Genomic DNA, 20,321 nt, shown 5'->3' on the forward strand with positions numbered 1-20,321 from the left:
GTACGGGACGGCTCAGACACAAAAGAATGTGTTTGAATCCTCTGGCACCTCCGGTGTCCGGCTGGATTTCTCCATTTCGCAACACTCTCCTCATCTCTTTCCACGGGATGTACTGAGCAGTCTGCCGTTTGTGGATACACGGGAAAACCGTTCCGCAGAAATGAATCCGTCTGCCTTTACACGTTCCTCCCGCAGCAATGCAGGCATCCTCAGATACTCTTCCATTTTTCCTTCGGTGACCTCAAACAGAACATTCACGTCTCAACTGTCATATTTATTCCTCTCAGAGTGCGGTACCTTTCTTCGGCAGAAACAGAGCGGACACAGCAACACCCTCATGTTCCAGCAGCCAAATCTTTTTTTCAAGACCGCCTGCATACCCGGTCAGACTTCCGTTTGTTCCCACGACACGATGGCAGGGAATGATGATCGAGATCGGATTATGCCCTACCGCACCTCCGACTGCCTGACTCGACATCTTTTCTTTGTGCATACGTGTCGCAACTTCTTTGGCAATCTCCCTATAGGTTGTGATCTCCCCGTAGGGAATTTCGCAGAGAATTTCCCAGACGATCTGCCGGAACGTATTCCCGACGGGAGCCAGCGGGAGATCGGAGACGGCAGGTTTTTCTCCTGCAAAGTACCTGTCCAGCCAGTTTTCTGCCGCAGCAAAGACCGGCAGATCATTTATCTCTGTCATCTCTGCCGGGATAGTGTCGCCAAAGTATTTTTGTCCTTCCATCCACAACCCTGCAATATTTTTCCCGTCGCTTGCAAGCGTCAGTCCGCCGAGGGGGGATAAATAATGTGTTGAATAATATCTGTTGTTCATCGCGGATTCATTCTATTGTTGGTCTGAGATGGTTTAAATCTGTAGCCGCGTAGGATGAAAGTGCCCTGCCCCCGGACACTCGGCAAATTCATTACCCCGCACTCACTAACATAACAGGTATCAATCATTCCGAGGTTGTATCATTATGGCAAATCTGAAAGGATCTAAAACCGAGGCAAATCTCCAGACCGCATTTGCCGGCGAATCCCAGGCAAGAAACAAGTACACCTACTACGCGTCCAAAGCACGCAAAGATGGCTATGAGCAGATTGCCGAGCTCTTTGAAGAAACCGCAAACAACGAAAAAGAGCACGCAAAGATCTGGTTCAAACTCCTGCATGACGGAGGAGTTCCGGACACCCTGACCAATCTTGCCGACGCTGCCGCAGGCGAGAACTATGAGTGGACCGACATGTATGCAGGCTTTGCAAAGGAAGCACATGCAGAAGGTTTTGAGGACATTGCAAAACTCTTTGAAATGGTTGCCGCAATCGAAAAGCACCACGAGGAGCGGTACCTTAAACTTCTGGCCAACATCAAAGAGGGTATCGTCTTCTCCCGTGAAGGTGATGCAATCTGGCAGTGCGGCAACTGCGGCCACTTAGTCATCGGAAAGGCAGCTCCCGAAATCTGCCCGGTCTGTGACCACCCGAAGGCATACTTCCGGATTGAAGCCCGGAACTACTAATCTTTTTTGGAGAATTTTGTATGGCACAGTACATCTGCGGTGTCTGCGGCTACACATATGATGATGCGGCAGACACTTCGTTCAACGATCTGGCAGAGTCCTGGACATGTCCTGTCTGTTCTGCGGCAAAAGAGAATTTCACCTGCATCACGACTCCGGTTCCCGCCGAACCGGCAGGATATACCGGGACCCGTGTGATCGATGAGATTCACTATATGGCAGAGACCGGAAAGAGCATCACTGAACCCATGGAGACGCTGATGCCGGTTCCGTCATTTGATGAGATTCTACTGCTCGGCGCTCAGCTTGCCCGTCTGCCGCTGGACGATGATGCTCCGGTAAACGTGCGGACGGTGATCGGAAAGCGTGCGAAACAGCCAATGGTTCTGGAAACACCGGTATTTGTATCGCATATGAGTTTTGGTGCGTTGTCAAAGGAGGCAAAGACTGCCCTGTCCAAAGGTTCGGCAATGGCGAGGACAGCGATGTGCAGCGGGGAAGGCGGCATTCTTCCCGAGGAGCGGGAAGCCGCATACCGGTACATCTTTGAGTATGTGCCCAATCTCTACAGCGTAACCGATCAGAATCTTTCCCGGGCGGATGCAATTGAGATCAAGATCGGCCAGGGAACGAAACCGGGTATGGGCGGTCATCTGCCGGGTGCAAAGGTTACGGAGGAGATCGCCCGTATCCGGGGAAAACCGGTCGGCGAGGATGTTGTCAGTCCGTCCCACTTTCCCGGCATCACGACGCCTGCGGATCTGAAGAATCTGGTTGACGAACTGCGGACCCGCAGCGGAGGAAGACCGATCGGCGTGAAGATTGCGGCAGGCCGTATCGAAGAGGATCTGGCATTCATCATAGCAGCAGGACCGGATTTTGTGACGATTGACGGACGCGGCGGGGCAACGGGATCGTCGCCGAAGTTTTTGAAGGATGCATCAAGTGTTCCGACAGTGTATGCTCTTGCCCGTGCGGCAAAGTTCCTGCGGAGTCATGCTCCTGAAATCGATCTGGTGATTACGGGAGGATTCCGGACGAGCCGTGATATCGTTAAGGCACTTGCGATGGGGGCTGATGCGGTTGCTGTGGCATCTGCGGCACTGATGGCGCTCGGCTGCGACCGGTACCGTGTCTGCCACAACGGGAATTGTCCTGCGGGAATTGCAACGCAGGATCCCAAACTGCGGAGAAATCTTTCCATTGAGAATGGTGCCCGGCGTGTTGCGAATTATCTTGCGGTGACAACCGAGGAGCTGCGATCCTTTGGCCGTGTAACTGGTCATGCGGATATCCATGATCTCTCGGTGGAGGATCTGGTAACGACCAGCAGCGAGATATCCGGTCATACGGATATCCGGCACACCTGATTTTTTTTGTGTTGGACAAACGGGATATCCTTAATGTCTGATATATTCCCTGACTTGTACAGTCTGATGGAGAGGATGTGGTGGTGATGTACGAGCAGTATCTTTCCGGAGAAGAAAGGAACAGTATGTTTCGGGGAAGTTTTATGTTAAGGAGTTTGAGAATCTGACACCTTTCCCGAAAAAAGTTGGTGAATCATTTGGATACGTCGGTCAGACCCAGAATGATTTTTTTCATCTGACGTCGTGATGTGGAAATTTCCCATCTCCGGGAAATCAGGACTCCGACTTTTTCGCGTGCCGGAGATGTTCATAGATCTGCCTCGCTTCGGGCGTAAAGGAATAATGATACTCCGCTCCAACCATCTCCGCAGAGACAATTTCTTCTTTTGCATACCGCCGGAGGTACCATCTGAGGGTTTCCGGTGATAACTCCAGATATCCGGCAAGTTCTGTCCGGTTTGCGTGTGGATGTTCGTACAGAACCTGAAGGAATTTTCCGGATTTTTTCCGGGTAATCAGCTGGAACAGTGTCTGTTCAAACTGTTCCCCGGTCGCTGCTCCTGCCGGATAATACAACGTTGATCCGTTCCGTGAAATCTGCATCACTTTTCCGGCACTTTTGAGTTTGTGCAGATGATACGTGATCGAACCGCGGGACATATTTAATTTGGCAATCAGTTGTTTCTGGGAACATCCCGGATTTTCCTGTATATAGGCAAAAATCCGTTTGGGTGTGGCGGATTCTCTCTGCTCTTTTGCGGACCGGAACCGGGCAACACAGAAATATCCAAGCAGGGCAAAGAGGACCGGGGCGGCAATGAGAATCAGATCATGCAATGGTGTATCTTCAAAGGATGCCGACAGACGGCTGATGAGTATCTGCCGCCAGAACGGCAGGCCCCCGGGTCCCTCCACATCAGCAATTTCTTTTCCGTCATCCACGGGTATGGTGTCTTCTGTGATATCCTGTATCTGAATGCCGCTGATGCTTATCTGCGGGGAGAGAGGTTCTGCTGCAACAGTTCCGATGAGGATTCCGGATAGCAGAAGGCTGATCAGGAGGTATCTGCCGATATGCTCATGAGTTTGCGTGTTGCGATCCATTTATGATGAGAGTAAAGGATGTTGTTTCATTGGCTGTCTGAGTGACGGAGATTATCCAGTCGCCGGGGGGCAGTACGGGTGATGAAAGCAGTTTGTGTATTTTTCCATTCTTGTTTTCGTCGTTGCACGGGCCGAAGGTTTCTCCGTTGGGTGCAGTGATCTGCAGTTTCAGCGGGTTATGTTCCTTCGGTGAGTTCCATTGTAGTGTGACGTCAAGCTCCGTAGATCCCGGATCGAGAGTATACTTGTAATATTTGGTGTCAGGTCCGTGAATTACGGTCTCTTTGGGAAGAGACCAGGCCACAGGATAGTACGTGGGGGAGATGTGTGCATCCGGAAAGAAACTGCTGTCTTTCAGAGGGACCGGTTCCCATGCGGTCGCCGCAGGTATGAGGGAACAGCAAACCAGCACTGTTACGATAAGAACGAAGGGTCGCAGCTGTTTCATAGATATATACGAATTCTCATGGAGCTAAATATATTTGTTGATCACAGACTAACACCAGGATATCCAGCAGGTGTTAGTCTGTGTTCAACACCCTGATAATTGGCGGGGCATAACGTATGGAGCAAAGGGAGCCTGATACATGATAATGTCACTACGTACTGCAGCTATTATTCTTGTGGGTCTTCTACTGCTGGGTGCGGTGGGGATGATCTGTGTTGTACAGACTGCCACTCTTGCTTCCGAAGATGCGGAGGGTCTGACCGTAATTTCCTACGGAGTGCGTGTGTCTCCTGCCAATACGGATGCGCTTGTTGAGCAGCTGGAGACGCTTGCACAGGAGTATTATCCCTGGATGCTGGACCTGAAGATTTCTCCGGAAACGGTGAACAACTGTAAACGGTTTGGTACGGTACTTACTCTGAGGTACAGTACCACGCAGGATCTCACGGTCATGAATGCTCATATTCCCGTGCGGGCAATCCGGGTGATTCTGCCCAGTGAGCTTCTGTGCACGGTTGCACGATATCCCAACTCGGATACGATCGGTTCATACATCCTGATGTCGGAGGATGGTGTACATTTTTCCAAGGCTATGTGGCTTTCGGATGAGAGAGCAGACAAACTTCTTGCCATGATCTGATTTTTTGGATCAAAGGCATCCTCTCTCATTTTTCCAGGTGTTTTGGTGCGGGATTTTTCTCTGTTTTTTATGGTATGTCAGTCTATGTTCACTATATTGATTATTTTTTGCACGAGATAACATAGTGGTTGCAACACGTACCACAGTGCCGATTTGCATAATGCGCACACACACACACACAGTTACTGCATACAATTCACCCCTACTGGTCAGATTCTATCTGTTTCATGTGCGTTTCAGCCTTTGCGACCTGGGCGTTCATTCTTTGTGCCGTATCAATCCACCGAATAATCGAAGTCTGAGTACACGAAAACCAAATGAGTTCATCCTTGATTGAGATGTTGTGCAAGGAGATTGAATTTTGGTTGGTCTGTTTGTGGCCCCGGTACTGAGATGACATATGAACAGATGTGTGACAGGGAGTCCATCTGACTGATGATGAATTATCAGGAAGAATTCAGGAAATACTGCGGTACGGGTTGCAATCACTTATGTTTTCCATCATTTATTTTTTCTTTCAGGTGGGTATGTGGAATGATTTTTTTTATCTGATGGTGTTTGTTACTGTCAGTCTATGTTCAACAGCATAATGTTTTCCGAGGGAAGATATTCTGTGTGAACTGTGCATGCAGTCACATCCACTTCTGTGATACATGAGTGGGGGCCAATCTTCTGTAATGGTTATGAAAATATTTCTTCGTGACATTTCACTTTTTGTGCGGGATACCCGCCTGAAATGCACATAATTTTTTTTGGTGTTTGGAGAGAGGTCAGGCACGGGAGATCTGATTTTTTTTGGTTGTACGGTGCGGAATCATACTGATTCTCTGGTGATGGTGCTGCCAATTTTTTTTGTCTGCGGTGTGGCGAAGAATAGTTCGGTGAAATAATGAGATGGTTGCCTATGCACTCGGCACTCCCGTTTACCTTGATCACCTTCGGTTCTGCTGATGATTCCTATCGCAGGATGGATCGTACTTCTGATTCTTGCTCCCCTCCTCCTCGTTGTGTCGGGAAAATTCCTGACCTGCCTTCTCCCTCGTGTTCCATCGCCGAAGAGCAGCTCTGCGTCATTGACCTCTGGTAGGGCAGACCGGAAAATCCCCAACCGCTTTACCGGTTCATTGCAGTTCTTGGTATCACTGCTTGTACCACTCTCATCCCGGAACTCAGCGCACTGCCCGTCCTTTTCCTTCTCGGCTCCCTTAGATCAGCGCCAGCATCACAAAGTTCAGCAGAAACAGACCGGTAAAAATCCACATCAGCGGGTGCACCTGCCGTATTTCCCCTTTGTAGATCCGGATCAGGCAGTACGTCAGGAAACCCGCCGCAATTCCGTACGAAATGTTGTAGCACAGCGCCATACCCACCGCCGTGAAAAAGCACGGAGCTGCAACTTCAAACTCCCGCCACGCTACATCCGCAAACGATGCGGCCATCATAATACCGACAATCACCAGAACAGGCGATGTCGCCGCAAGCGGAACAGCACTAACCAGACTTGCGAAAAATGCACTCAGTACGAAACAACCTGCGACCACCACACTCGTCAGCCCTGTCCGGCCTCCTGCCGCAATCCCGGTTGCACTTTCCACGTAGGTGATCACGTTTGAGGTCCCTACGATCGATCCGATCGTTGTTGCTGCGGCGTCTGCGAACAGTGATCGTTCCATCTTACTTTTCATCCCGGTACTTTCCGTCATCATCCGCATATCCGCGTCCGAAAAGATCCCGCTTTTCCGGCCGGTGCCCACCAGTGTTCCGATTGTGTCAAACATATCACACAGGCCAAACGCCAGAACTGTTACCAGTACCAGCGGCAGTCGTGCGGGGTCTGCAATCAGTGATACGAGACCTGCATCCGTAAAGATCACGCCGAAGGTTGACGGCAGTGCGGTCAGTGCTTCTGAAAAGCTGATCGTTTCCGATATTCCCGTCACACCGAGCGGGATGCCTGCAGCTGCGGTGATCCCGATTCCGATCAGAAGTGCTCCTTTCACCTGCTTGATCAGCAGAAACAGCGTCAGCACAAACCCGATCAGAAACACCCAGATGACCGGCTGGTTCAGGGAAGCAAGAGCCGGAACCCCTGCTGAGAACTCAATCATTCCTACATTCAGCAGACCGATATACGCCACAAACAGTCCGATACCTCCTCCGATGGCGGCCTGAAGGGTGGGAGGAATGGAGATGATCAGCTGTTTGCGGATACGGGTTACGGTCATCAGCACATTCAGAATACCGCAGAGAAACACCATCGATAACGCCTGCTGCCAGGTGAATCCCAGTACGAAACAGATCGTGTACACAAAAAAGGTGTTCAGTCCCATGCCGGGAGCCTGAGCGATCGGCACATTTGCATACAGTCCGATAATCAGGGTTCCTACAACCGCTGCGATGATCGTTGCCAGAAACACGGCTCCCCATTCCATGCCGGCTTCGCTCAGGATTGCAGGATTCACAATAATAATGTAGGCCATCGCAAAAAAGGTCGTAAGACCTGCTGTGACCTCACGGGACACCGTCGTTTTTTCGGCTTTCAGATGAAACAGACTCTCTAGGGACACCATACCACAAACACCTGCCGGTCCACACACATGACCGGTTCTTCTCTCAAATTAGAGACGCGAATATAAATCTGTTTGGAAATGCCGGATACCGGTCCGGCTGCAAAAAAAGATCTGCCGCAGACCAATCACTGCTGCGGCGACACCTCGACTCCGTCTCCCGGCGAGACCAGATCCACCATCATCGACGTCGTTGATTCAATTGCATGCTCAAACTCAGTTAAATCCTGCGCAATTGCCGGGAACGTATTATAATGCATGGGAATCACCAGAGGCGCTCCGATCCATTCCGCCGCGATCATCGCCTCGGCAGGTCCCATCGTATAATGATCCCCGACCGGCAGCAGGGCGACATCCGGATGATACAAATCGTGAATCAGCTTCATATCCGAAAACAGTGCCGTATCGCCCGCATGATACACCACAATCCCGTCCATCTCCACTACAAACCCGGCAGCAGTTCCCATATACAGCTCAACCCCGTCCTCCGTCACCGACGAGGAATGCAGAGCAGGAACCATTGTTATCTTCACCCCGTCAGATACATACGTTCCGCCGAGATTCATCCCGATTGCCGGAACACCTTTCCGCGACAGATAACTCGCAAGCTCATGAATCGCCACAGTGGGTTTCTTCAGATCAACCGTGATCCCCAGATGATCGCCGTGACCGTGCGTCACCAGTACCATATCCGCATCAACTTCCGCGGCTTCGGCGGGCATGGGATCGATCAGAATCTTCCTTGACCCCTCCAGTGAAAAACAGGAATGTCCGATATACCTGATATACATGAGTATTATTCTCACCTTTTCCTCTATAAATAAACATAGGTAGGGGAAAAAAGAAAAAAATCCGGAAAAATATGGGAAGAGGATCAGTTGATCTCGATACTGTCCGACTCGGAGACATCAATCGCCTCACCGAGTGTATCCTCCTGCAGACCCGACGCCATCTTTTCCGTCAGATCCCGATCCTCCATCACATCGCGGATGCGTTCCAGATACGGATCCAGCGTTGTATCCTCCTTCTGCTCGATCACATGCCGGTACTCGCGAAGCGTTGTCGGACTGATGCCGAGTTCCTCGGAGATCTCCCGCATCGTCTTGTCAGTACTCATCAGCGTCTTCATCTGCGCCTGATCAAACGGCATATTAAAATCAAGCTCGCGGAACAACTTCAGCCGCACACGGGCGCGTGCCACGGTCTTTGACAGCTTCTCATCTCCCAGTTCGCGGGCAATCTCTGTATCATTCTTGCCTGCATGAAACGCCGTAATCAGCCGCGCCAGCTGAATCGGCTCCAGTTTCGTCTTAAAAAAACCGCGCTCCTGAATCTCACGCATAATCAGGGCGATCTCACGCTCAACAGCATCCTGATCACGAAGCGTGCCGTGGAGCTGTTTCATGGGCTCCACAATCTTTGTTTTCTGCGTAATATCAGAAAACAGCTTCAGTAAATCCTTCTGTCTCTTCTTTGGGGCCATATTCATATTCCTCCCAAAACGGGTTATTCGATGAAAATGTACTTCAAAGCATATAATTATTCTGGATGTGCTTCCCCCTCATCCGAACTCCCGAACAAGATGCAAAATGTTAATTACCACAACGACTGTATGATTATCCCCAAAAATATCTGCGGGAGAAAACCCGCACAGATCACTTTTGTTTTTTCCCAAACAGACGCTGCACTGCGGAAACATCCTCGCGGCTTCCCGACAGAAGCACCATATCATGCGGCATCAGAACAGTTGTCCCGTCCGGCGTGAGGATGACCTCGCCCGACTCGCGGCGCAGCGACACAATCGACACATGGAACCGCTTTCGCAGATGCAGCTCTGACAGCATCTTTCCGGCAGCTTCCGACTCCGGATGTACCGGCACATGAATAAACTCTGTCTTTGCCGCAGGCTCAAGTGTTGCCGAAAGTCTCCGCATCCGGCTTTCCTCCGCTTTTTGTGCCATTGCCTCCTCACGCTCCGAAAAGATCTCCGCACGCACCTCACGCACATACTGATCCAGATCTTTTGCCGGAACATTCTCGTTCGCAAACACCCGCCGCGTCAGGGCAAGACCTGCCTCACGCTCGTCTGCGATCACCTCGTCAACGCCGATCTTAAACAGTGTCGGACTCTCCCCCGTATAGCGGGTCCGCGTAATAATCGTCGTCCGCGGATTCATCCGTCGGGTAGTTGACACAATTCCCCGAACCGCCGCAGAATCGGGAATCGTAATCACCAGCGTCTTTGCCTGCTCAATTCCTGCATACCGGAGAATTGGCTCAAGTGACGCATCACCATAGGCAATGTTCTCTCCCTTTGCCCGCTCGGCTGCAACCGTCTCCGGATTCATTTCAAGAATAATATAGTCGCGTTCCACCCGCTTCAGTGCCCGCACCACGTACTTTCCTGCCGGACCGAAACCGACCACAATTACATACTCGTGTTCCTCACCGGCGTCCGTCTCCGCCGTCATCTCTCCCTCACCGGTCTTGGGAGAACAGTGCCTGCCGAACAGCGGCGAACAGATCGCCATCCGCGACACCTTCGGCGCAGCATCCACCGCAAACGGGGCAATCGTCATCGACAGAATTGCCACCGCAAGAAACACCTGATAAATCGTACTGTTCAGCAGCCCGAGTGACAGACCTGCCGCCCCCAGCACAAACGAAAACTCACCGATATGCGCAAGACCCACACCGCAGGTAACCGCTGTTCCTGCAGACGTTCCTGCGAGCAGTCCCGCCGCCGTAGTAATCACTGTTTTTCCAAGGAACAGCACCGCAACAATCGCGAGAATAAACAAAATATTCTCCAGCATAAATGCCAGAGACAGCATCATACCAACTGAGATGAAGAAAACACTCGTCATCAGATCGCGAATCGGCATAATAATGCCAATCACTTCATGGTTGTACTCAGACCCCGCAATCGCCACACCTGCAAGGAATGCCCCAAGAGATGTTGAAACACCTACAAGCGACAGAATCCAGGCAACCCCGATACAGATCGTCACCACCGAAATGATGAACAGTTCCCGGTTTCTGCGGCCGGCAACCACATCCAGAATGCGGGGAACCACCACAAGAGCAATTCCCAGCACCACAACCAGTGCCACAATATCTGTTCCGAGTGTCATCAGCGAGGACACCACATCACCGCCGACTCCGGCGATAACCGGCAGCAGAAGCATAATGGGAATGACTGCAATATCCTGACTGATCAGAATTGCCAGAATCAGCTTTCCGTGACGGGTATCGATCTGTCCGTTGTTCTGGTAAATGTTCAGTACAATCGCCGTTGAAGACGAAGCTACCATGAACCCGATCAGAAGTGCCGTCCCCGAAGCAATACCGGCCGCATTGAGAATCAGCCAGACAACAAATGTCGTCAGAAGTATCTGCACTCCGCCGGCAATCAGGACGAGCCGTTTCATCGCGAGAAGATTTTTCAGGGAAATCTCCAGACCGATCGTAAACATCAGAAGAATCAGCCCGAACTCCGCAACGAGGCTGACCTGATCATAGGTGAACAGATGCAGACATGACGGACCGATAAGAATACCTGTCACAAAAAAACCGATGATCGTCGGCAGGTGAATCCTGCTGCTGATAAGCAGTACCACCAGCGTTGCGGCAAGCAGCAGAAACAGTCCCATCATTGTAGCTTCGACGGCCATACCTGTACAATAGTTGGGATGAACAGATGAAAACTATGTCGATAGCACCCGGGTTGAACGAGAGAACTATATGCCTGCCCGATCCATACATACAGCACCTGAATACCATGGCAGAAATGGAAGATACCTACGAAAGAGTCACCGAACTTGCACGGAGACGAGGGTTTGTCTGGCCCTCGTCTGAAATTTACGGTTCTGTTGCAGGGTTCATTGACTACGGGCCTCTTGGCGCAATGATGAAGCGCAGAATTGAGAATGTCTGGCGGAATTTTTATGTCGTGCAGGAAGGCTACTATGAGATCGAGTGCCCGACGGTGGGCATTGAGCCGATCTATGTGGCAAGCGGTCATGTCGGGGGTTTTTCCGATAAGATGTTCCAGTGCCCGCACTGTCAGGAGTTCCTCCGTGCCGATCACGTCGCGGAGGCGTTCGGGATTCCGCATGCAGGTACGATGTCCAAAGAGGAGTTGCACGAAGTCCTGATGGATAAGGAGTGTCCGGCCTGCGGGAAGGTTCTCGGTTCGGTTGATGTTTTTGATTTTAATCTGATGTTTACGACGAGTATCGGTCCCGGAGGACAGCGGAAAGGGTATCTGCGTCCGGAGACGGCACAGGGAATGTTTGTGGATTTCCCGCGTCTTCTGCGGTTCTATCGGGATCATCTGCCGTTTGGTGCGGTGCAGATTGGAAAATCTTACCGGAATGAGATCTCGCCCCGTCAGGGTATGATTCGTCTGCGGGAGTTTACGCAGGCCGAGGCGGAGATCTTTGTTCATCCGGAGGAGAAGGATCATCCGTTCTTTGCCCGGTATGCGAACTATGCAATGCCGCTCTGCGGCATTGCCCAGCAGGAGGCGGATGCTCCGGCAGTTGTCAAGACAATGCGGGAGGCGGTTGATGAGGGTATCATTGCGAATGAGTATGTTGCCTACTATGTTGCGATGACGCATGATATTCTCTGTACGGTCGGGTTCAATCCGGATAAAATCCGGTTCCGTCAGCACATGCCGGACGAGCGGGCGCATTATGCAACCGACTGCTGGGATGCGGAGGCGTTTTCCGACCGGTTCGGCTGGGTGGAGATTGTGGGTATTGCGGATCGGACGAATTATGATCTGAAAGCCCATTCCCGGGTGTCGGGTGAGAAGATGACGGTGTTTGTCCAGTACCCGGAGGCGAAGAAGGTGCACCACAAGGCGGTTGTGCCGAACTTCGGGAAGATGGGTCCTGTTTATCGCGGGAAGGCGAAGGCTATCAGTGAGCTGATGAAGACGACGACCGCAGAGCCGCAGGCGGATGGTCTGCATCTGACGGTTGATGGTGAGGAGATTGTGGTCCCGCCGGAGATGTACACGGTGAAGGATGAGATGGTTGATGTGTTCGGCGAGGATGTGATGCCGCACGTGATTGAGCCGTCTTATGGTATTGACCGGATGAGCTACATGGTTCTGGAGCATGCGTATGCGGAGGATGAGGCGGACGGCGAGACCCGTACGGTGATGCGGTTTAAGTCCTGTGTTGCACCGGTTCAGGCGGCGGTTCTGCCGCTGATGGCCCGCGACGGCCTGGACGGGATTGCACGAAAGCTTGTGGCGGAGTTGCAGGATGAGGGTATCCAGACGGAGTATGATGATGCGGGCGCTATCGGCCGCCGCTACCGCCGTCAGGATGAGATTGGAACGCCTGTGTGCATTACGATCGATTATGATACCAAGGAGGATGCAACTGCGACTCTGCGGGATCGTGATTCGATGCAGCAGGTGCGGCTGCCGCTTGCGGAGATTCCGGCAGTGGTGTATCAGCTGATCAAGGGCAAGAAGACGTTTGCTCAGCTGGGATAATTTTTCTTTTTCTCTTTTTACGCCTCAGGATCTCTGGCAAACGTTCAGTAGGGGATAAAATACCAATCGTGTTCTTATCGTCTATTGTTTCTGTTCTGTATGGATGTCACTATTTCTCATGTGTTGCCACCATGAAATATGAAAACTACTGTCATTACCCTGATGTTTGAGTAGTTTGTATGGAGTTATATGGAAAATGGACTGACTCGTGGTAAAGAGGTATGGAAGGAACACCTCAGTCGTGGAATGATGGTGTTGTTGATAGCGTTGATGTTGTCAGCATTCTGTATATCACCAGTATATGGGTATGAATGCCAAGACGCATACAACAAAGAATTATACGACACTTTCGTCGTATTCAAAGACGAAGATGGACACCCGTTCCCATCAGAAGCTATAAGGTATAAGGCTCAGTATGGACATGACTTACTCCTGAAGGACTTAAAGAAGTTCCAGAACAAGATGACTCCTGAGGAGTATAAGGAGAACCTTACGGCCGTGGACGAATGGTATAGTAATATGATGTATGTAGCTAAGAAGCTGCAACACGTAGAAGAAACCATGCCGGAAATATACGGCGAACTTATACTGGATGATAATAACCAAGTAGTAAATTTAGATAAAATTATAGCCGAACACACTCCCGAAGGAATGGAGTTCGCACCGGCGAATGCAACCGGGTTTATCAGTGCAGCCAAAGTCCCTATTGCGCTAGAGGGACAAGTGCAGAATATCAAGAACAGGCTTCTTTCGTTTAGTATACCAAGCTTTAAGGACATCGCAGATGTTGTTGGTAGTCTAAAGGGACTTATAGCAACCGCATTAGATGATGAACCTGTTAAGAAGAAAGACGACGGGTCTATTACAGTAGGCGAACTAGGTGCTCAGGCTGGTATAGTTCTGGACTTTCGTCCTACATACGGGTATGGAACGGACGGGTTAGTTCACCCTATCAAGTATAATGATCCCTACATGTGGTACCAGAGTGAGATAAACGAAATGAGTGTATGCAAGCAGGCTATCAAAGACCAGAAAAAGACGTTCAAGGCTGTCAAAGGATTGTTGATAACAGGTATTGTACTTAATGCAATATTGTGTATCGCAGACATATCGCTATTAATTTGCATGAAACTGAAATGGTTTTCGTTGCCCGGGCCTACTACATTAGAAATAGTATCACTCGTTCTGGGGGCAGTTGGTTTTCTAGTCGCTGTTTCCGGACTCGTATCAGACCTTCTGTTCAGAGCATTACAGTTAGATGATATGGTAAGGGATAAAATAGAGAGGATTGTTAACCTGATAAAAGAACACGGGTTCACGGTACCAAGCATGTCATTCATAGACGATGATGATGATGATATTAACGATGATATTAAGAAACTCATCGTTGATAATTATCACAACCCACCGGGGTATTAAGTGTTTTATTAGGGTGTAGCCGGTTCGTTTCCGGCACAACCTGTTCCCAGAAAGGGAGGAGTTGTTTATGAAATATGAAGGTAATGAGTGCTGGGGGTTGTTAACAAGCATTGACTTAAAGAACTGTGATACAGAACCATTGACGAATGATGTTTACATCAGGACGTGAATGAAGAAATTAGTCAGAATTCTTGGAATGGAAGCATACGGGGAATGTATCATCGAAGAATTCGGAAAAGGCGAACTGTTCGGGAAGTCGGTGATACAACTCAGATCTATTTCGTGCATCAGCACGCACCTCGCGCCAAATTCGGATGAGACATCCATTGATATCTTTTCGTGTAAGGTCAGGCGGAGGTTCTGCCGCTGATGGCCGGCAACACTCCGGGATTGTGATTCGATGCAGCAGGTGCGGCTGCCGCTTGCGGAGATTCCGGCAGTGGTATATCAGCTGATCAAGGGCAGGCAGACGTTTGCTCAGCTGGGATAATTTTTTATTTTTTCGTGAGTGAAATGTCTCTTCGTGATTCTGGAGAGATGCACGGAATTTTTTCAAAAAAAGATCGTGTGGATTTTTTTTGTGCTATCCTACTCTGTGAGGATATAATGTACTTTGGAACAAGATATATCTATCTCTGAAAAATATTTTCTTATTTTTTTGTTATCTGTTTCTTTTGGAATAATTCTCCTGCAAAAGTTACTCCGGGTATTTGTTTTTCCCTGAGATTTTTTGAAAAATATCTGTGACTTCCGGAAAAATCTCCCTTTACTGTTTCTTCCGTTTAACTCCTCACAGAGAAGGATATCAATTCTGTTTCGGAGTTATCTATGAGTTTATTACCGAAGACTGAACAAAAAGATGACCTTGCGGTGTATGTTATGACCCATGGTCCTGAATGTACGTGGCTGGCAGATTATTGTATTCCGTTGGAGATCGGCGCTGCCTGCCGGGACAAACATTGCTGCGAGCTGCGGGATGATCTGGGTGAGGATACTATTTCGGAGAAAGACCGGTTATACTGTGAACTGACAGGGCTTTACTGGATGTGGAAGAACGATCAGCATGAGTATGCGGGGTTGTATCATTATCGGAGGGTATTCAAACTGACAAGCAAACAGATTCATAAGTATTTGTCCGCGTATGATTTCATTCTGCCAAAAAAATTCTCAGTGTACCCAAACATTGCAGAACACCTATGCCACTGTCATATTCCCAAAGATTGGGATATTCTCAACGATGTGTTAAAGGAGATGTACCCAGATTATTATGAGAGTTCAAAAACAATATTCCAAAAGAGAAAACTCTTTGCGGCGAATATGTTTATCACGGGTACAGAGAATTTCCACCAGTACTGTGACTGGTTATTCCCCTTATTAGATCAGATCGAACAGAGGCTAGACCTCCATGACGGCAGATCCGAATATAATATGCGGGCAATAGGATTTCTGGCAGAAAGACTGTTTCATCTCTATATACTCCACAACAATTTCAAAGTAAAAGAAGTAAAAATCTGGTTTGTTCCTCCTTATGTTTCCATCTCCTCCAAATGTCCCCGTCCAATTGCCAGATTTGCCATGTCAAATATTTATCTTTACAATGCCGTACTCCTCATTCAGAATACTATGTATGCGTTCCTTCAACGAATTCACACGAACACATAAACCTCCTCTTCTATTTTTTGATCTCTGTTACAAAATACTTCTTTATCTCGACTTCGGTTTGTTGGCAAACCTTCATAAGAATTTACAGACAAACTACCAACGTATCCAATGCCCGCATACGTGAGTATCAAAGAGGACGTCCTCAGAAAATTATCCGAACATTTTCCGGAACTACGGGAACGGTTCGGTCTGGAGACGATCGGTATCTTTGGTTCCGTTGCCAGCGGTGAAGACACACCTGACTCGGATATTGATATTCTCTACGCCTATCAGGAAGGAAAGCAGGGCGGCATGAAGGAGTACTTTGCCGTTATTGAGTATCTGGAAGAACTCCTCGGAAGAAAGATCGATTTTGTGCCGATTACCTATATGCAGCCGTACTTCCGGACATCTATTGAACCATCCATGATTCTGTTCGGAAAAGTTCCGGAAGTGACGGCATGAGTCCAAGAAAAGAGGTACAGGTGTATCTTTTCGACATTCTTTTCCAGATTGAGGTAATTGAGTCTGAACTTCCGGCAATCTCACATGAGGAGTTTATGAAGCGGGCACTGTATCAGAATGCAATGATACGATCCATTGAGGTTATCGGAGAGGCAGTGAAAAACATCCCTGATACGTACAAGGCGGAGCACCCGGAGATTCCGTGGAAAGAGATGGCAGGAACTCGTGACAAACTGATTCACGGATATGCGGCCATTGATTTGATGCAGATATGGAATATCCTGCAGTATGATATCCCTCCGCTGAAACGGGGGATTGTGAAATTGCTGTCTGCATAAACTCCGGCTGCTCTCCCATAACCACCGAGACTTTTGTATCATCCCGCACTAATATAATACCACAGAAACAATGCCCCACGTCAGCCACCCCCTCATCCCGCCGGACAGAATCGAAGAACGTGCCTACCAGACCAACATCGCAAAGCACGCTCTTGACGGAAATACCCTTGTCGTCCTGCCGACCGGCATGGGAAAAACCGCCGTTGCGCTTCGCGTCGCAGCCGAGCGGCTGGCTCTCGGCAAAATTCTCATGCTTGCCCCGACCAAACCCCTGGTTGAGCAGCACTTCCGCTACTTCTCCCAGAACCTCCTTCTCGAAGAAGGCGACGTCGCCATGTTTACCGGCAGCAACCCGCCGGCAAAACGCATCGAGATGTGGGGTGGCGCCCGTCTCTGTATCTCAACGCCCGAGGTCATCAAAAATGATCTCATCGCCGAACGTTACACACTGCGCGACGTTTCACTCTTAATCGTCGATGAATGCCACCGGACGGTGGGTAACTATGCCTATGTCTTCATCGCCGAACGTTACGCCGCAACTGCGGCGCAGCCCCTCATCCTCGGCATGACCGCCTCTCCCGGCTCCGACCCGGAGATGGTCGCGGAAATCTGTGGCCATCTCGCCATTAACATCGTCGAAAGCCGGGTTGAGACGGATGCAGACGTACGGCCGTACGTTCACGAACGGGAGATCGAGTACCGGACGGTCAACCTCCCCGAAGATCTCTGGCTCGCACTGAGCGTTTTGAACAGCATGATCGAGGATCGCCTCTCCACTCTCGCCGACCTCGGTTACCGCGTTCCCCGCCGTGAAGCACTCTCCATGAAAGCCTTAAACGGCATCATGGCTCAGATTCAGAGCAGAATGCAGCAGCGTGACCGCACTGCGTATACAGCCGTTTCCGTCCACGCCGAACTCATGAAACTCAAACACGGCGTCACCATGGCCGAGTCACAGGGAACGACCGCACTCAAAGCCTATCTCTCCCGCCTTGAGAGTGAAGGAGCATCCGGCGCCGGAAGCAAAGCAAGCAAACGGCTCTGTGCGGATGAACGGTTCAAACGCCTGCTTGCACTCGCGGACAGCTGGACGCGGGAACTGCATCCCAAAGCCGACGAGGTCGTCAGGATCGTTTTGGATCAGCTGGTCCTTGATCCCGACTCCCGCGTTATCGTGTTCGCCACTTATCGTGACGGAGTCTCCATGCTCGTCAACCATCTTGCCGAAGCAGGCGTTCCTGCTATCCGGTTCGTTGGTCAGGCATCCCGCGACGCGGAGAAAGGCCTGTCGCAGAAGGAGCAGATCGAAGCGATCCGCAAGTTCCGCGAAGGCGAGTATCATGTGCTGGTCGCAACCTCGGTCGGGGAGGAGGGACTTGATATTCCGTCCACCGATCTGGTGGTGTTTTATGAAGCCGTGCCGTCCGAGGTGCGGAGTATCCAGCGAAAGGGGCGTACCGGCAGAAACTCGGCGGGAAAGATCATTGTTCTCATCACCAAAGGAACGACCGATGAAACGTTCCGCTGGGTGAGCAATACCCGTGAAAAGCAGATGCAGAAAGGTGTCAAGGCGATGCGGGGCGGAAATGTTCCGGCAGTTCCGGTTCCCGCCGGCAGCTCCGCCGCTGAAGGCGGTCAGCTCACGCTTGCGGACGCTGCCATTCGTGCGGCGACGCTTGCAGCGGGGGGCGGGGAGGACAGGCCTGCGGTTGTCGTTGACAACCGCGAGATGTCTTCGAAGGTTGCGGAGCATCTCAGCAATCTCGGTGCAAAGATTACCCTTGCGGCCCTGCCGGTCGGTGACTATGCGATCGGTGACCGTGTGCTGGTGGAGCGCAAGACCGCCCAGGACTTTGTGGATACGCTGGTTGACCGCGATCTCTTCGGGCAGATTGCCTCCCTCGCCGAGTCGGCGTCCCGCCCGGTTCTGATCGTCGAAGGGGGATCGATCGCGGATCTCTATGAACTGCGGAACATTCATCCGAATGCAATCCGCAACACGCTTGCCTCCATTGCGGTGGACTTTGATGTCTCCCTCATCTTCACCCGGGATGCCGAGGAGACGGCAGGCATGCTGTATGCGTTTGCCCGCCGGGAGATGGGCGAGGCAAAAGGTGAGCGGAGTTTTCACCGCCACAAGTCAGCACGCAGCGGCCGTGAGGAGCTGGAGTATATTCTGACCGCGGTTCCGGAGGTGGGACCGAAGGCCGCCCGCGAGATTCTTGCGGCGTTCGGGACACTGCGGGCGGTGTTCTCCGCGTCCGCTGAGGAGCTGATGCAGGTGAAGGGTGTCGGGGAAAAGACGGCGGGCGGCATTGTGGAAGCGGCGGAGAGGAAGTACAGCTAAGGTGATAGTTCATACACCATCACTTTTTGTAAAAAGTGATGGTGTATACACTATCACTTTGCACACATTCCTGAACGGAAACTGAAAAGGATTTACCGAGGGATGGTGTGGTACGAAAGATTCTGCTGACCGCGTAAGGATGCGGTTGCGGGTCGCAGGATTCTGTGATGCGGCAATACTAAGAGGATGGGGGCTGCCTATTCGCGGAGGGAAATGATATGGAAAAAACGGTTTGACTCACAAAAAATATCCGGGACCGATCTGTTTACAGAATTTTTTCCGGTTCCTCCGGTGAATTACTCATTTGTTCCTCTACGAACTATTCCGCAGGGTCATATGTTCGTCTTCTTCAGACGTAATAACCAGTCCGTCCTGGAGTGGGCAGTGCATATATTATGAAATATTTCCCCCGATACTCATATACCGGCTGATTGGATTCCAGCTCTTCTTCACTAAAAAATTCAAGGAAGTCCGGATAAACCAGATCCAAATCCTGGAAGCCGGAAATCAGACGAAGATTCTCTTTCCATCCATATTGTTTTGCTGATTGATTGAATGCGGTCTCAAAACATTTTTTGTACTTCGGGTACTGATCCAGGAAGGTATCATTCAGATGCGTAATCGTTGTATTTTTCTCCTGAAGGTACGTCTCATTACATTCGAGTATCGTACACTGATACATCACAATCTTCGCACCTTGGGGGAAAGGAGGGACTGACGGTGGTAGCGAAGAGAGAACGATCGCAATACCTGACGCTACGACGAGAAGTATTAGGATGATACTGAGGATACGTTTGGTATTTTGCTTCATGGGATGTCAACATCCTGTAATGACCGATTCGCTGAAACGGGTTGTTCCTATAATCCGGTATATTGATCTCACTGATGATAGAGGTATTGATCATCTCTTTGAATTTTCTGAGTGAAATGCGGGGTTCTGATCAATA

General features: G+C 50.4%; 19 protein-coding genes. 10 read left to right on the forward strand and 9 right to left on the reverse strand.

Features of this window, described 5'->3' with window-relative positions; translation table 11 throughout:
* Positions 1-90 precede the first annotated feature (90 nt).
* Positions 91-258, reverse strand: coding sequence for a hypothetical protein (locus O0S10_RS02825; RefSeq protein WP_268924386.1), 168 nt, complete (start codon positions 256-258; stop codon positions 91-93).
* A gap of 25 nt (positions 259-283) precedes the next feature.
* Positions 284-832 carry a methylated-DNA--[protein]-cysteine S-methyltransferase gene (locus O0S10_RS02830; RefSeq protein ID WP_268924387.1) on the reverse strand — a complete coding sequence of 183 codons (549 nt, stop codon included), beginning with the start codon at positions 830-832 and terminating at the stop codon, positions 284-286.
* A gap of 145 nt (positions 833-977) precedes the next feature.
* On the opposite strand from O0S10_RS02830, the gene rbr reads away from it, so the two are divergent.
* Both rbr and O0S10_RS02840 read left to right on the forward strand, forming a co-directional pair.
* On the forward strand, positions 978-1,520 hold the full coding sequence (gene rbr, locus O0S10_RS02835) for a rubrerythrin (protein ID WP_268924388.1): 543 nt from the start codon (positions 978-980) through the stop codon (positions 1,518-1,520).
* A 20-nt stretch (positions 1,521-1,540) separates the two neighbouring features.
* A complete protein-coding gene (locus O0S10_RS02840; RefSeq protein ID WP_268924389.1) occupies positions 1,541-2,890 on the forward strand; it encodes a glutamate synthase-related protein in 1,350 nt (449 codons plus the stop codon).
* 273 nt (positions 2,891-3,163) lie between these two features.
* Here O0S10_RS02840 and O0S10_RS02845 read toward each other — a convergent pair whose 3' ends face one another.
* Positions 3,164-3,994 carry a winged helix-turn-helix transcriptional regulator gene (locus O0S10_RS02845; RefSeq protein WP_268924390.1) on the reverse strand — a complete coding sequence of 277 codons (831 nt, stop codon included), beginning with the start codon at positions 3,992-3,994 and terminating at the stop codon, positions 3,164-3,166.
* Positions 3,969-4,442, reverse strand: a complete 474-nt coding sequence (locus O0S10_RS02850; protein ID WP_268924391.1) for a hypothetical protein — start codon at positions 4,440-4,442, stop codon at positions 3,969-3,971. Before O0S10_RS02850 ends, O0S10_RS02845 begins: the two co-directional genes overlap by 26 nt.
* Before the next feature lie 145 nt (positions 4,443-4,587).
* Between O0S10_RS02850 and O0S10_RS02855 the strand changes: the two genes are divergently transcribed.
* The gene (locus tag O0S10_RS02855) at positions 4,588-5,082 is read left to right on the forward strand and encodes a hypothetical protein (protein ID WP_268924392.1); all 495 of its coding nucleotides are present in this window, start codon (positions 4,588-4,590) and stop codon (positions 5,080-5,082) included.
* Between the two features lie 1,205 nt (positions 5,083-6,287).
* On the opposite strand, the gene O0S10_RS02860 is transcribed toward O0S10_RS02855, so the two are convergent.
* From O0S10_RS02860 to O0S10_RS02875, 4 genes are all read right to left on the reverse strand, one after another.
* On the reverse strand, positions 6,288-7,652 hold the full coding sequence (locus O0S10_RS02860) for an NCS2 family permease (protein ID WP_268924393.1): 1,365 nt from the start codon (positions 7,650-7,652) through the stop codon (positions 6,288-6,290).
* A gap of 125 nt (positions 7,653-7,777) precedes the next feature.
* On the reverse strand, positions 7,778-8,440 hold the full coding sequence (locus O0S10_RS02865; RefSeq protein ID WP_268924394.1) for a metal-dependent hydrolase: 663 nt from the start codon (positions 8,438-8,440) through the stop codon (positions 7,778-7,780).
* Between the two features lie 83 nt (positions 8,441-8,523).
* Positions 8,524-9,132: a response regulator receiver protein gene (locus O0S10_RS02870; RefSeq protein ID WP_268924395.1), complete on the reverse strand. Its 609-nt coding sequence runs from the start codon at positions 9,130-9,132 to the stop codon at positions 8,524-8,526.
* Between the two features lie 172 nt (positions 9,133-9,304).
* Positions 9,305-11,323, reverse strand: a complete 2,019-nt coding sequence (locus tag O0S10_RS02875) for a monovalent cation:proton antiporter family protein (protein ID WP_268924396.1) — start codon at positions 11,321-11,323, stop codon at positions 9,305-9,307.
* 116 nt (positions 11,324-11,439) lie between these two features.
* Here O0S10_RS02875 and glyS point away from each other — a divergent pair, with 116 nt between their 5' ends.
* The 7 genes from glyS to O0S10_RS02910 all read left to right on the forward strand — a co-directional run bounded on the left by glyS (position 11,440) and on the right by O0S10_RS02910 (position 19,374).
* Complete coding sequence (gene glyS / locus O0S10_RS02880; protein ID WP_268924404.1) at positions 11,440-13,164, forward strand: glycine--tRNA ligase; 1,725 nt, start codon at positions 11,440-11,442, stop codon at positions 13,162-13,164.
* A 189-nt stretch (positions 13,165-13,353) separates the two neighbouring features.
* Entirely contained in the window at positions 13,354-14,583 is a 1,230-nt protein-coding gene (locus O0S10_RS02885; protein WP_268924397.1) for a hypothetical protein, read from the forward strand.
* A gap of 169 nt (positions 14,584-14,752) precedes the next feature.
* On the forward strand, positions 14,753-14,953 hold the full coding sequence (locus tag O0S10_RS02890) for an S-adenosylmethionine decarboxylase (protein WP_268924398.1): 201 nt from the start codon (positions 14,753-14,755) through the stop codon (positions 14,951-14,953).
* A 509-nt stretch (positions 14,954-15,462) separates the two neighbouring features.
* Positions 15,463-16,245: a DUF4422 domain-containing protein gene (locus O0S10_RS02895; protein WP_268924405.1), complete on the forward strand. Its 783-nt coding sequence runs from the start codon at positions 15,463-15,465 to the stop codon at positions 16,243-16,245.
* Positions 16,246-16,353: 108 nt separating this feature from the next.
* Positions 16,354-16,689, forward strand: coding sequence for a nucleotidyltransferase family protein (locus O0S10_RS02900; protein WP_268924399.1), 336 nt, complete (start codon positions 16,354-16,356; stop codon positions 16,687-16,689).
* Entirely contained in the window at positions 16,686-17,027 is a 342-nt protein-coding gene (locus O0S10_RS02905) for a HepT-like ribonuclease domain-containing protein (RefSeq protein ID WP_268924400.1), read from the forward strand. The genes O0S10_RS02900 and O0S10_RS02905 overlap by 4 nt, the downstream gene beginning before the upstream one ends.
* A gap of 70 nt (positions 17,028-17,097) precedes the next feature.
* On the forward strand, positions 17,098-19,374 hold the full coding sequence (locus O0S10_RS02910; RefSeq protein ID WP_268924401.1) for a DEAD/DEAH box helicase: 2,277 nt from the start codon (positions 17,098-17,100) through the stop codon (positions 19,372-19,374).
* 349 nt (positions 19,375-19,723) lie between these two features.
* Here the strand turns inward: O0S10_RS02910 and O0S10_RS02915 are convergent, their stop codons facing one another.
* Positions 19,724-20,185 (reverse strand): hypothetical protein, encoded by a 462-nt coding sequence (locus O0S10_RS02915; RefSeq protein ID WP_268924402.1) that lies wholly within the window; start codon positions 20,183-20,185, stop codon positions 19,724-19,726.
* Between the last annotated feature and the right edge of the window lie 136 nt (positions 20,186-20,321).

The organism is Methanocorpusculum petauri, assembly GCF_026891975.1.
GTDB classification, from domain to species: Archaea; Halobacteriota; Methanomicrobia; order Methanomicrobiales; family Methanocorpusculaceae; genus Methanocorpusculum; species Methanocorpusculum petauri.